Origin of the sequence: Streptomyces sp. NPDC006208 (assembly GCF_040613775.1) — a bacterium.
In the GTDB taxonomy this organism is placed as follows: Bacteria; Actinomycetota; Actinomycetes; order Streptomycetales; family Streptomycetaceae; genus Streptomyces.
The window spans coordinates 230331-242547 of record NZ_JBEXSW010000001.1; the positions used below are offsets into that span (position 1 = coordinate 230331).

Here is a 12217-nt window from a genome sequence, read left to right on the forward strand (position 1 = left end):
GATCGGTTGCTCTGCACCACAGTTGTGCCCCCGTCGAAGGGACCCCAGCCGTGAGTCAGCCCAGACCGTTTTCCCGACTGCTCGGATCGCTGCTCCTCGCCGCGGCCGCCACGCTCTCGTGCGCGGTGGCCGCCGATGCCGACGACGCCGCCGAACCAGCTACCGCCCGGGCCCACCCGGTCCGGCCGCTCGGCCAGATCGTCCCCGCGCCCGCCTCCGTACTCCCCGGCGGCCCGCCCTACACCCTCACCCCGCAAACCACCATCCAGGTCGACGGCTCACCGGGGGTGCGCGCCGTCGGGGAGTATCTGGCCGGCGTGCTGCGGCCCTCCACCGGCTACGCCCTGCCCGTCACCGAGGCCCGGGGTCCGGGCGGCATCCGGCTGCGGCTGCGCTCCGCCGAGCGGGAGCTCGGCGACGAGGGCTACCGGCTGCAGTCCTCGCAGGGCGCCCTCACCCTGACCGCGCGAGGGCCCGCCGGGCTCTTCCACGCCGTACAGACGCTGCGCCAGCAGCTTCCCGCGGCCGTGGAGAAGGACACCCGGCAGCCCGGGCCGTGGCAGGTCGCGGGCGGCACGATCACGGACACCCCGCGCTACGGCCACCGCGGCGCGATGCTGGACGTCTCCCGGCACTTCTTCACCGTCGACCAGGTCAAGCGCTACGTCGACCAGCTGGCCCTGTACAAGATCAACAAGCTGCATCTCCATCTCTCCGACGACCAGGGCTGGCGGATCGCCGTCGACTCCTGGCCGCGCCTGGCCACCCACGGCGGCTCGACCCAGGTCGGCGGCGGTCCGGGCGGCTACTACACCAAGGCCCAGTACAAGGAGATCCTGCGGTACGCCGCCGCCCGCCACATGGAGGTCGTGCCCGAGATCGACATGCCGGGACACACCAATGCCGCGCTGGCCTCCTACGCCGAGCTGAACTGCTCAGGCATCGCGCCGCCCCTGTACACGGGCACCTCCGTCGGCTTCAGCTCGCTGTGCGTGCCCAAGGCGATCACGTACGACTTCATCGACGACGTGATCCGGGAGGTGGCTGCGCTCACCCCCGGGAAGTACCTCCACATCGGCGGCGACGAGGCGCACTCCACCAGCCATGAGGACTACGTCGCCTTCATGGACAGGGCACAGGCCACCGTCGCCAAGTACGGCAAGACGGTGATCGGCTGGCACCAGCTGACCGGCGCGACCCCGGCCGAGGGCGCACTCGCCCAGTACTGGGGGCTCGACGGCACCAGCCCGGCGGAGAAGGCACAGGTCGCGAGGGCCGCGCAGAACGGCACCCGGCTGATTCTGTCGCCCGCCGACCGGGTCTATCTCGACATGAAGTACACCAAGGACACCCCGCTGGGCCTGGCCTGGGCCGGCTATGTCGAGGTGCAGCGGTCCTACGACTGGGACCCGGCGGCCTATCTGCCGGGCGCGCCCGCGTCGGCGATCGAGGGTGTCGAGGCGCCGCTGTGGTCGGAGACCATCTCCACCAGCGACCACATCGAGTACATGGCCTTCCCGAGACTGCCTGGGGTCGCGGAGCTCGGCTGGTCACCCGCGTCGACGCACGACTGGGAGAAGTACAAGGTGCGTCTCGCGGCGCAGGGGCCGCGAATGGAGGCGCTGGGGATCGACTACTACCGCTCGCCGCAGGTGCCCTGGCCCGCCGGGTAGCCCAGGTCCGGGGTCCTCCGGCCTTTCGGCCGCGGGACCCCGGGAAGGCAGCCCGCCGGTATGCGCGGGTGGCCCGTGCCGAAACGGACCCTGGGATCCCGCCCCCGGGTCGTCGACCCCCGTCCGCTGCTGCCGCCGGGCGTTGCCCCCGGCCAGGCGGGGCCGGCGAACCGCGCGATCGGGTTCTCCCGGGTGCCGGCCGGCCGCAGTGCGCCCGACGCGCCGGCCGGATCCACCCACTGCTGGTTGTGGCGCAGCCGGAGCCGGTCGGGGAGGTGGACGGCGTCCCGCAGCTACACGTCCTCCGGTTCGTCGGGTGCGGCCGAGGTGGTGCCGCGCGCCCCTGCGAGGTCCACGGCAAAGATCACGGGGGAGTGCCGTCGGGACTCACTCCGGTGCACGGGCGGCGGGTGTCGATTCGTTTCGCCACCCGCTGCCCGACACCTTCGGTCACTCGTCGTCCGACGCCTGCTCGCGCAGGCCGTCCTCGCTCAGGCCCCGCTTCCAGTACCCGACGAACGTGACCCGTCGGCGGTCGAACCGGCGCTCGTTCACCAGATGGCGGCGCAGCGCCTTGACGCTGCCGGACTCGCCCGCGATCCAGGCGTACCCGGTGCCGTCGGGGAACTCGGCCGCCGCGACGGCCTCCACGGCCGACGGGGCATCCTCGTCCCGGACCAGCCAGGTGACCTCGGCGTCGGCCTTGGTGTCCAGGGGCAACCGGTCCCCGGCATGCGGCACTTCGAGCCAGACCCTGGCCTTGCGGCCCGCGGGCAGCCACTCCAGTACGGCCGCGGCGGCGGGCAGCGCCGTCTCGTCCGCCCAGATCAGTACCCAGTCGGTGTCCTCGGGCGGACGGCAGCGAACCCCCGTGTTGTCGGCGACGGCCGGGCCGAGCACCGTCACACGGTGGCCGGGTTCGGCGGCCAGCGCCCAGCGGCAGGCCGGCCCGCCGTCCTCATGTACGGCGAAGTCGATGTCGATCTCGCCCGCCTCTGCACGCTGCTCCCGCACCGTGTAGGACCGCATCACCGCCCGCACGTCGTCGGGCAGGGCCCGCCAGGCCCCGAGGACGGCGTACATGTCACCGGCGTCGACAGGGACCACGGGAGCGTCCTGGCCGGGGTGAGGCAGGAACAGCGAGAGGGACTGGTCGCGGCCGCCGGCGGCGAAGTCCGTCAGGCCGTCCCCGGTGAAGGTGGCCCGGACAAGCGAAGGGCCGAGCCGCCTCGTCCGCACAACCTGCAGGTCGAAGAATCCGAACGGGGCGGTCCCGGCCGGCGTCGTCATGGTCAGGCGACCTTCTTCGCGTTCTCGATGGCCTTGGCGAGGTCCTCGAGGACGGGCGCGCACTTGTCGTAGGAGTAGATCGGCTCGGTGACGCGCGGGAAGACCTGGCCGGCCTTGACGGCGGGGAGCTTGGCCCAGGTCGGCTTGGACTTGAGGGTGTCGGGCTGCAGGGTGCCGGTGCGGTTGTCCAGGATGATGACGTCGGCCTTGTACTTGTCGGCGTTCTCCCAGCTGAGCTCCTCGAAGAAGCCTTGCGCGTTGGGCTTCGGCTCGACGAACTTCACGCCCAGCTCCTGGAAGTAGAGCGTGTCCGCGGACATCTTCGGGACGGAGACGTAGAAGAGGTCCTGGCTGCCGGAGCCGATGAGGACCCTGATCTCCGGCTTGGACTTGGCCGCCTGGCGCAGACGCTCGGCGGCCTTCTCGAAGCGGGCCTTTGCGTCGGTGACCTTCTTGGCCTTCAGATCGGCGCCGAGGGACTCGGCCAGCTCGGCGTGACGCTGGATCGCCTTCGGGACGTTGGTCTGCGCGGCCCACAGGGCGACGCTCGGGGCCAGCGTGAGGATCTTGTCCTTGGACTGGTCCGGCACGTACCACAGGGCGTTCTTCTCCCACATGGCGGTGACCAGCAGCTCCGGTGCGAGCGCCGCGTACTTCTCCACGTTGAACTCGCCCCAGACGTTGCCGAGGATCTCGACCTTGCTGATGTCGAGGTCGCCGGCCTGGACGTCGGGCTTGCCGTCGGCCGTTTTCGTCGGACCGAAGACGCCCTTGACCTCGATGCCGTAGTCGAACAGTGCGGCCGCGGTGCCGGTGAAGGCCACGATGTTCTTCGGGGTGGTCTTCGACTTGGCCTTCTGGCCGCGGTCGTCGGTGAACGACCAGGGGCCGGACTTCGTCTTGCCGGCGCCCTTGTCCGCGGCGTCGGTCCTGGGGTCGTCCTTGCCGCAGGCGGCGAGCGCGGCTCCCAGCCCGAGTGCGCCGCCCGCGGCGAGCAGGCCGCGGCGAGTGAGGTGGGAAGCTCGGGCGTTGGGCATGATGGTGTCCGCTTTCGTACGTGCCGATTCGGCCGCTGGCCGGATTCGAGGCTAGGTTAGCCTAACCTCATCTTCAGTCCGGAGGGGGCTGTGTCAGGGCACTGCGGCGCTGCGCTCTTCGGGACACGCGACTGCGCGCGGCCCCGTCAGGAGGCCGCGCGCAGTAGTGGGGTGCAGTAGGGGTACGGCTCAGCCGGTGAGCCCCAACTCCCGGGCGATCAGCATCCTCTGGACCTCGCTCGTACCCTCGCCGATCTCCAGGATCTTGGAGTCCCGCCACATCCGGGCCACCGGGTACTCGTTCATGAAGCCGTAGCCGCCGTGGATCTGGGTCGCCTCACGGGCGTTGTCCACCGCGACCGTGGAGGAGTGCAGCTTGGCGAGCGCCGCCTCCTTCTTGAACGGCTCGCCGGCCACCAGCCGGGAGGCCGCGTCCCGCCAGGCGAGCCGGGCGGTGTACGCGTTCATCTCCATGTCGGCGATCTTGAACTGGATGGCCTGGTTGTCACCGATCGGGCGGCCGAAGGCGTGACGTTCCTTCGCGTACTTGACCGATTCGTCCACACAGCCCTGCGCGAGGCCCGTGGCGAGCGCGGCGATCGCGATCCGGCCCTCGTCCAGGATCCGCAGGAACTGCGCGTATCCGCGGCCCTCTTCGCCCACCAGGTTGCTCACCGGCACCCGGACGTCGGAGAAGGCGAGCTCACGGGTGTCCGAGGCGTTCCACCCCACCTTGGAGTAGGGGGCGGCCACGGTGAAGCCCGGCGTGCCGGACGGGACGATGATCGAGGAGATCAGCGGCTTGCCCTCGGGGGTGCGGCCGGTGACGGCGGTGACCGTGACCAGTCCGGTGATGTCCGTACCGGAGTTGGTGATGAAGGACTTCGAGCCGTTGATGACCCACTCGTCGCCGTCGCGGACGGCCGTGGTGCGGGTGCCGCCGGCGTCCGAGCCGCAGTCCGGCTCGGTCAGCCCGAACGCGCCCAGCATCTCGCCCGAGCACAGCCGCGGCAGCCACTCCTGCTTCTGCTCCTCGGTGCCGAAGCGGTAGATCGGCATCGCGCCGAGGGAGACACCCGCCTCCAGCGTGATGGCGACGGACGAGTCGACGCGGGCCAGCTCCTCGAGGGCGATGCCGAGGGCGAGATAGTCGCCGCCCATGCCGCCGTACTCCTCGGGGAAGGGCAGTCCGAACAGACCCATCCGGCCCATCTCGCGGACGATCTCGTACGGGAACTCGTGGCGCTCATAGAAGTCGCCGATCTTCGGGGCGACCACTTCCTGCGCGAACTCCTCGACCGTACGGCGGAGTTCCTCGTGTTCGGCGGAGAGCCGGTGGTCAAGGGACATGGGGGTCACTCCTTGTGGGAGAGGGCACGGACGGTACGGGAGGGGCTGGGACGGCCCAGCTGGTCGGCCATCCACGCGCTCGTGGCGGTGAGCCGGCCGAGGTCGACCCCGGTTTCGATGCCGAGGCCGTGAAGCATCCACACGAGGTCTTCGGTGGCGAGGTTTCCGGTCGCGCTCTTCGCGTACGGGCAGCCGCCGAGGCCGCCCGCGGATGCGTCGACGACGCTCACGCCGTGCCGCAGTGCGGCGAGTGTGTTCGAGAGCGCCTGACCGTAGGTGTCGTGGAAGTGCACGGCGATCGTGCCCGTCGGCACGCCCGCCTCGTTCAGCGCGGTGAGCAGGGCCGAGACATGGCCGGGGGTGGCGACACCGATCGTGTCGCCGAGGCTCAGCTCGTCGCAGCCCATGTCCACCAACTGCCTGGAGACCCGGACGACCTGCTCGATCGGGACGGCGCCCTCCCAGGGGTCGCCGAAGCACATGCTCAGATAGCCGCGCACCTTCAGGCCCTGCTCGACCGCTCTTATGACGACCGGCTCGAACATGGCGAGCGCCTCGTCGACGGTGCGGTTGAGATTGGCCTTGGCGAACGACTCGGTGGCACTGGCGAACACGGCGACCTCGCGGGCGCCCAGCGCCAGGGCCCGGTCCAGGCCCCGATCGTTCGGCACCAGCACGGGAAGGCGGACCCCGAGGCCGCGCACGAGCGGGAACAGCTGCTCGGCGTCGGCCAGTTGGGGCACCCACTTGGGGTGCACGAAGCTGGTCGCCTCGATGGTGGTCAGTCCGGCGTCGGCGAGGCGGCGGACGAACTCGGCCTTCACCTCCACCGGCACGACCGACTTCTCGTTCTGCAGGCCGTCGCGGGCGCCCACCTCGTGGATACGGACGCGCTGAGGCAGTCCGGGCTCCCGCACGGCCATCGGCAGTCCTTCGATGCCGGTCATTCCTGCCCCTCCTGCTCAGGCTCGTCCGGGGTGACCACGGCGAGCACCTGGTCCATGGCGACCGTGGTCCCGGCGGTCACATCGAGCTCGGTGACGGTCCCGGCGTGCGGGGCGGAGATGACGTGCTCCATCTTCATCGCCTCCACGACCAGCAGACTCTGTCCGGCGGCCACCACGTCCCCGACTGCCACCTTGACGACGGTGACCGTCCCCGGCATGGGTGCCGCCAACGTGTCGACGCCCGAGCGCGCGGCGCCGCTGAGGGCGGCCTCGACCGGGTCGAAGTCCATGACGTGCCAGCTGTCGCCGTCCCGGCCGAGCCAGTGACCGGCCCGGTGGAACGTGTGGGTGACCCCGTGCAGTTCGACGGAGACACGGTCGTCCGTGACACGGGCGGCGCCCGGCCGGGCCGTGTGCGTCACGGGTTCGAGTCCCGGGACACGCAGCGGGAAGGCGAGCGGGGCAGCCTCGCCGCCCATCCGCCAGCCGCTCGGCACCGAGAAGGGGTCCGTCCAGCCGCCGGCCGTTTCCGGCTCGAGGTCCGCCTGCCGGACCGCCGCCGCCGCTTCGTACACCTCGTCCGGGACCCCGGCGGGGACCAGGGCGTCCGCCTCGCGCTCGACCAGGCCGGTGTCCAGGTCGCCCGCCACGACCGCCGGATGGGCCAGCAGCCGTCGCAGGAAGCCCGCGTTCGTCGGGACGCCGAGCGTGACGGTGTCCGACAGGGCCGCGCGCAGCCGGCGCAGGGCGGTCGCGCGATCGGGGCCGTACGCGATGACCTTCGACAGCATCGGGTCGTACAGACTGCCGACCTCCGAGCCCTCGGTCAGGCCCGAGTCGGTGCGCACACCATCGCCCTGCGGCTCGTGGAGCCGCACGACGGTGCCGCCGGAGGGCAGGAAACCGCGGGAAGGGTCTTCGGCGCAGATACGGGCCTCGATCGCGTGACCCGTGATCGCGATGTCGTCCTGGGTGAAGGACAGTTGCTCACCGGCCGCGACGCGCAGCTGCCACTCCACCAGGTCCAGGCCGCCCCCCGCGATCGACACGGCGAGCTCGGTGACCGGGTGCTCCACCTGCAGGCGGGTGTTCATCTCCATGAAGTAGTACTGGGACGGGTCCTTGCCGGGGACGATGAACTCCACCGTGCCCGCGCCGCGGTAGCCGCAGGAGCGGGCCGCCTGGACGGCCGCCTCACCCATCGCGGCGCGCGTCGCGTCGTCCAGCAGGACGCTCGGCGCCTCCTCGATGATCTTCTGGTGGCGGCGCTGGAGGGAGCACTCGCGTTCGCCGAGGTGGACCACATTGCCGTGGCCGTCGGCCAGCACCTGGATCTCGATGTGGCGGGGGCGGTCGATCCAGCGCTCCACGAGGAGCGTGTCGTCGCCGAAGGACGCCCGTGCCTCGCGCCGGGCGGCCGCGATCTCGTCCAGGAGCGCCGACTCCACGCGCGTGAGCCGCATGCCCTTGCCGCCGCCGCCCGCGGAGGGCTTGAGCAGCACCGGCATACCGATCTCCCGGGCCGCCGCGGCCAGTTCGTCGTCGGTCAGTCCGCTGCCGGAGGAGCCGGGGACGACCGGGACGCCGGCCGCCTTCACCGTCTCCTTGGCGCGGATCTTGTCGCCCATCAGCGAGATGGCTGAGGCGGGCGGGCCGATGAACACCAGCCCGGCCTCGGCGCACGCCTGGGCGAAGCCCGCGTTCTCGGCGAGGAAGCCGTAACCGGGGTGGACGGCCTGCGCGCCGGTGCGCACCGCCGCGTCCAGCAGCCGCTCGACGGACAGATAGCTCTCGGCGGCCGGAGCGGGGCCGATGCGGACGGCGGTGTCCGCCTCGCGGACATGGCGCGCACCGGCGTCCGCGTCGCTGAACACGGCGACGGAACGGACGCCCAGCGTCCGCAGGGTGCGGATGACCCGTACGGCGATCTCGCCACGGTTGGCGACCAGAACGGTGTCGAACATCGGCTGTCCTTTGAATGTCACAGCAGTCCCTTACATCCGGAAGACGCCGAAGCCGCGGTCGTTCAGCGGGGCGTTGGCACAAGCGGTCAGAGCCAGGCCCAGCACCTGCCGGGTCTCCAGCGGGTCGATGACGCCGTCGTCCCACAGCCGCGCGGTCGCGTAGTAGGCGTTGCCCTGGGTGTCGTACTGGGCGCGGATGGGGTCCTTGAAGGCTTCTTCCGCCTCGGTGGGCCACTGCTCACCGCGGCCCTCCAACTGGTCGCGCTTGACGGTGGCCAGCACGGATGCGGCCTGCTCGCCGCCCATCACCGAGATCTTGGCGTTCGGCCACATCCACAGGAACCGGGGGCTGTAGGCCCGGCCGCACATCGAGTAGTTCCCCGCGCCGTACGAACCGCCGACGACGACGGTGAGCTTCGGCACGCGGGTGCAGGCGACCGCGGTGACCATCTTGGCGCCGTGCTTGGCGATGCCGCCCGCCTCGTAGTCCTTGCCGACCATGAAGCCGGAGATGTTCTGCAGGAAGAGGAGGGGGATGCCGCGCTGGTCGCACAGCTCGATGAAGTGCGCGCCCTTCTGGGCGGATTCGGAGAACAGGATGCCGTTGTTGGCGACGATGCCGACGGGGTGGCCGTGGATCCGGGCGAAGCCGGTGATCAGGGTCTGCCCGAACTCCGCCTTGAACTCGGCGAACCGGGAGCCGTCGGTGATCCGGGCGATCACCTCGCGCACGTCGTAGGGCGTGCGGGAGTCCACCGGCACCGCTCCGTACAGCCCGGCGGGGTCGACCTTGGGCTCCTCGGCGGGCTCGACGGACCAGGGGAGGGGCCCGCGCTCGGGCAGGGTGGCGACGATGTTCCTGACGATCCTCAGCGCATGGGCGTCGTCCTCGGCGAGGTGGTCCGTGACACCGGAGACCCGGGAGTGGACCTCGCCGCCGCCGAGTTCCTCGGCGGTGACGACCTCGCCGGTCGCGGCCTTCACCAGCGGCGGGCCGCCGAGGAAGATCGTGCCCTGGTTGCGCACGATCACCGCCTCGTCACTCATCGCCGGGACATACGCCCCGCCGGCGGTGCAGGAGCCGAGGACCGCGGCGATCTGAGGGATGCCGGCGCCGGACATCCGGGCCTGGTTGTAGAAGATCCGGCCGAAGTGCTCGCGGTCCGGGAAGACCTCGTCCTGCATGGGCAGGAAGGCGCCGCCGGAGTCGACGAGGTAGACGCACGGCAGGCGGTTCTCCAGTGCCACCTCCTGGGCCCGCAGATGCTTCTTGACCGTCATCGGGTAGTACGTGCCGCCCTTGACGGTGGCGTCGTTCGCGACGACGACGACCTCGCGGCCGCTGACCCGGCCGATACCGGCGATCACGCCGGCGGCCGGGGCCTGCCCCTCGTACATCCCCTCGGCGGCGAGGGGGGCGAGCTCCAGGAACGGCGAGCCGGGGTCGAGGAGGGTGTCCACCCGGTCGCGCGGCAGAAGCTTCCCGCGTGCGGTGTGCCGGGCGCGGGCCTTCTCGCCACCGCCGAGGCGCGCCGCCGCAAGACGGGACCGCAGGCCGTCGGCCAGCTCCTGATGAGCCGCCTCGTTGGCCTGCCAGGCCTGGGACGCCGGGTCTGCGGCGCTCGCCAGCACTGGTGCCTGCTGCATCGCTCGAGCTCCCTTGCTCGGTTAATGAGCGTTAACGTGTTTCCCTTAGGTTAACGACCGCTAACCGCCCTGTCTAGAATGAATCCTCATGAGCACCAGGACCTCGGCCCCGACGCGCCGCGAGCAGATCCTCAAGGAGGCCGCGCGCCTCTTCGCCGAGCGCGGATTCCATGGGGTGGGCGTCGACGAGATAGGGGCGGCCGTCGGGATCAGCGGCCCGGGGCTGTACCGCCACTTCGCGGGCAAGGACGCGATGCTGGCGGAGCTGCTGGTCGGCATCAGTGAGCGGCTCCTGAGCGGCGGCCGGCTGCGGGTGGCGGAGGCGGCGACGGGCCCGGAGGCGGTGCTGGCGTCCCTCATCGACGGCCACATCGACTTCGCGCTCGACGACCGCCCGCTGATCACTCTGCACGACCGCGAGCTGGACCGCCTGCGGGACAGCGACCGCAAACTGGTGCGTCAGCTGCAGCGGCAGTACGTGGAGCTGTGGGTCACGGTGGTGCGCGACCTGCACCCGCAGGTCCCCGAATCGGAGGCCCGCGCGGCGGTCCACGCGGTGTTCGGCCTGCTGAACTCGACGCCGCACCTGGGCTCGACGGGAGACGGCCTCTCCGGCCGGGCGGCGGCGGAGGCGCTGCTGCGCCGCCTGGCGCACGGAGCGTTCGCGGCCCTGGCGCGCTGACGCCTCACGGTTCGACGGGCCGGCTGCGTCGACCGCCCCGTACGGAGGCGGGTGGTCGCCGCCCACTCGCTCCTGCCGGCGTCCGCCGCGCTCACCCCGGCGCTCAGGACCCGGGACCGCCGTCGGTCACGGTGTGCCGGCGCCGGTAGTGGCGCGCCGCCCGGGCGCGGTTTCCGCATGACGGCTTGCACCACTCCTGCCGTCCGTGGCCCTTGACGAAATAGCGCACGCACCGCGGTGCCGTACAGGCCCGCAGCTGCTCCCGGTCGGGTCCGGTCAGGAACTCGATGGCGGCACGGGCCAGCGCGGCCACGAGCCGCACGGCCGGATCGCCCTCGCCCGACCGCAGCCGGACCGTGGGCGCCCCTCCGGGCGGCCAGTCCAGCTGCGGTGCGACGGACTCCAGCGCGGCGGCCGCATTGAGGTGGGCCAGGGCCTCCTCCATCGGCATCAGGGCGCGTGCATCCGCAGGACTGGCCGGGGCGGGGCTCACCGCGCGTGCGAACAACGCCCGGACCGCCCGCCGCACACCGGTGACCCGCCGCCGGAGTTCCTCGTCGGCCTCGAAGCCGGCGGGGACGACGCTGTCCGGCAGGCCGGCCTGCTCCCGGATCCACCGTGTCGTCCCCTGAACCGTGGTCAGGTCGTCGGCGACGCCGCCGCTGCCGTCGTGGCGGATCGTGCTCGCCAGCTCCAGTGCCGGCCGGCTCTCCATGAGGCGTCCCCTTCCTTCTTCCCGGTCCCCGGACGGCAGCCACTTGATCACATCCGCCCGTGCGCCCTAAAGTCATCTAACGGATAGCACGTAATTTACCGTTAGACATTCTGGGGGGACCATGGCGGCACTGCTCGCCCACATCAGTGATCTGCACCTGGACGGCACCGACAGGGCCACCCGACGCGCCACCCGCGTCATGGACCACCTCAGGGCTCTGCCACGCCAGGTCGACGCGCTCCTGGTCACCGGCGACATCGCCGACCACGGCGACGAGGCCGAGTACGAGGAAGCGGCCCGGATCCTGTCCGCCCCCTTCCCGGTGCTCACCTGCCCCGGCAACCACGACGCGCGTGCGGCCTACCGCAAGGTCCTGCTCGGCAGGGCACCCGCCCAGGACCCGGTCAACGAGGTCCACCACATCGCCGGCACCGCGATCCTGATGTGCGACTCCACGATCCCCGGGCGCGACGAAGGGCGCCTCGACCCACAGACCCTCGCCTGGATCGAGGCCCGCCTCGCCGACCTGCCGCAGGACACCCCCGCCCTGATCGCCTTCCACCAGCCGCCGGTCGACCTGCACCACCCGCTGGCCGACGGCTCCCGGCTCGAACAGCCCGGGCAGCTGGCCGAGCTGCTCGACGCACACCCCCGTGTCGTCGCGGTGCTCACCGGCCACGCCCACACGGCGGCCGCCTCCACCTTCGCCGGACGCCCGCTGATCGTCGGACCGGCCGTCACCTGGACCCTGCGCATGCCCTGGGAGGGCGACGACCCGGCCGACCGCGACCAGCCGCCCGGACTCGCCTTCCACGTCCTCGACAACGACCGGCGCCTGACCACCCACTACCGCGTCGTGCTCTGACCGGCCCCCCACCCGGGCCGCGACATCGCCGCCGAAGGTGCCGCGAG

The 12217-nt window shown here is 71.5% G+C and carries 10 protein-coding genes; 3 read left to right on the top strand and 7 right to left on the bottom strand.

The features are described from left to right. Positions 1 to 50 precede the first annotated feature (50 nt). Positions 51 to 1673, top strand: a complete 1623-nt coding sequence (locus tag ABZ208_RS01070) for a beta-N-acetylhexosaminidase (protein WP_356907452.1) — start codon at positions 51 to 53, stop codon at positions 1671 to 1673. A 450-nt stretch (positions 1674 to 2123) separates the two neighbouring features. On the opposite strand, the gene ABZ208_RS01075 is transcribed toward ABZ208_RS01070, so the two are convergent. From ABZ208_RS01075 to ABZ208_RS01100, 6 genes are all read right to left on the bottom strand, one after another. Continuing rightward, positions 2124 to 2963, bottom strand: a complete 840-nt coding sequence (locus tag ABZ208_RS01075) for a siderophore-interacting protein (protein WP_356907453.1) — start codon at positions 2961 to 2963, stop codon at positions 2124 to 2126. Between the two features lie 2 nt (positions 2964 to 2965). Then, positions 2966 to 4000 (bottom strand): ABC transporter substrate-binding protein, encoded by a 1035-nt coding sequence (locus ABZ208_RS01080; protein ID WP_356907454.1) that lies wholly within the window; start codon positions 3998 to 4000, stop codon positions 2966 to 2968. 189 nt (positions 4001 to 4189) lie between these two features. Beyond that, the gene (locus ABZ208_RS01085) at positions 4190 to 5350 is read right to left on the bottom strand and encodes an acyl-CoA dehydrogenase family protein (RefSeq protein ID WP_356907455.1); all 1161 of its coding nucleotides are present in this window, start codon (positions 5348 to 5350) and stop codon (positions 4190 to 4192) included. A gap of 5 nt (positions 5351 to 5355) precedes the next feature. Beyond that, positions 5356 to 6297 (bottom strand): hydroxymethylglutaryl-CoA lyase, encoded by a 942-nt coding sequence (locus tag ABZ208_RS01090; protein WP_356907456.1) that lies wholly within the window; start codon positions 6295 to 6297, stop codon positions 5356 to 5358. After that, the gene (locus ABZ208_RS01095) at positions 6294 to 8261 is read right to left on the bottom strand and encodes a biotin carboxylase N-terminal domain-containing protein (RefSeq protein ID WP_356907457.1); all 1968 of its coding nucleotides are present in this window, start codon (positions 8259 to 8261) and stop codon (positions 6294 to 6296) included. The genes ABZ208_RS01090 and ABZ208_RS01095 overlap by 4 nt, the downstream gene beginning before the upstream one ends. A gap of 30 nt (positions 8262 to 8291) precedes the next feature. Continuing rightward, entirely contained in the window at positions 8292 to 9908 is a 1617-nt protein-coding gene (locus tag ABZ208_RS01100) for a carboxyl transferase domain-containing protein (protein WP_356907458.1), read from the bottom strand. Between the two features lie 88 nt (positions 9909 to 9996). Between ABZ208_RS01100 and ABZ208_RS01105 the strand changes: the two genes are divergently transcribed. Further along, the gene (locus tag ABZ208_RS01105; RefSeq protein ID WP_328400357.1) at positions 9997 to 10590 is read left to right on the top strand and encodes a TetR/AcrR family transcriptional regulator; all 594 of its coding nucleotides are present in this window, start codon (positions 9997 to 9999) and stop codon (positions 10588 to 10590) included. Positions 10591 to 10693: 103 nt separating this feature from the next. Here ABZ208_RS01105 and ABZ208_RS01110 read toward each other — a convergent pair whose 3' ends face one another. Then, on the bottom strand, positions 10694 to 11305 hold the full coding sequence (locus ABZ208_RS01110; protein WP_356907459.1) for an ABATE domain-containing protein: 612 nt from the start codon (positions 11303 to 11305) through the stop codon (positions 10694 to 10696). A gap of 121 nt (positions 11306 to 11426) precedes the next feature. Here ABZ208_RS01110 and ABZ208_RS01115 point away from each other — a divergent pair, with 121 nt between their 5' ends. Beyond that, positions 11427 to 12170, top strand: coding sequence for a metallophosphoesterase (locus ABZ208_RS01115; protein ID WP_356907460.1), 744 nt, complete (start codon positions 11427 to 11429; stop codon positions 12168 to 12170). Positions 12171 to 12217: the final 47 nt, after the last annotated feature.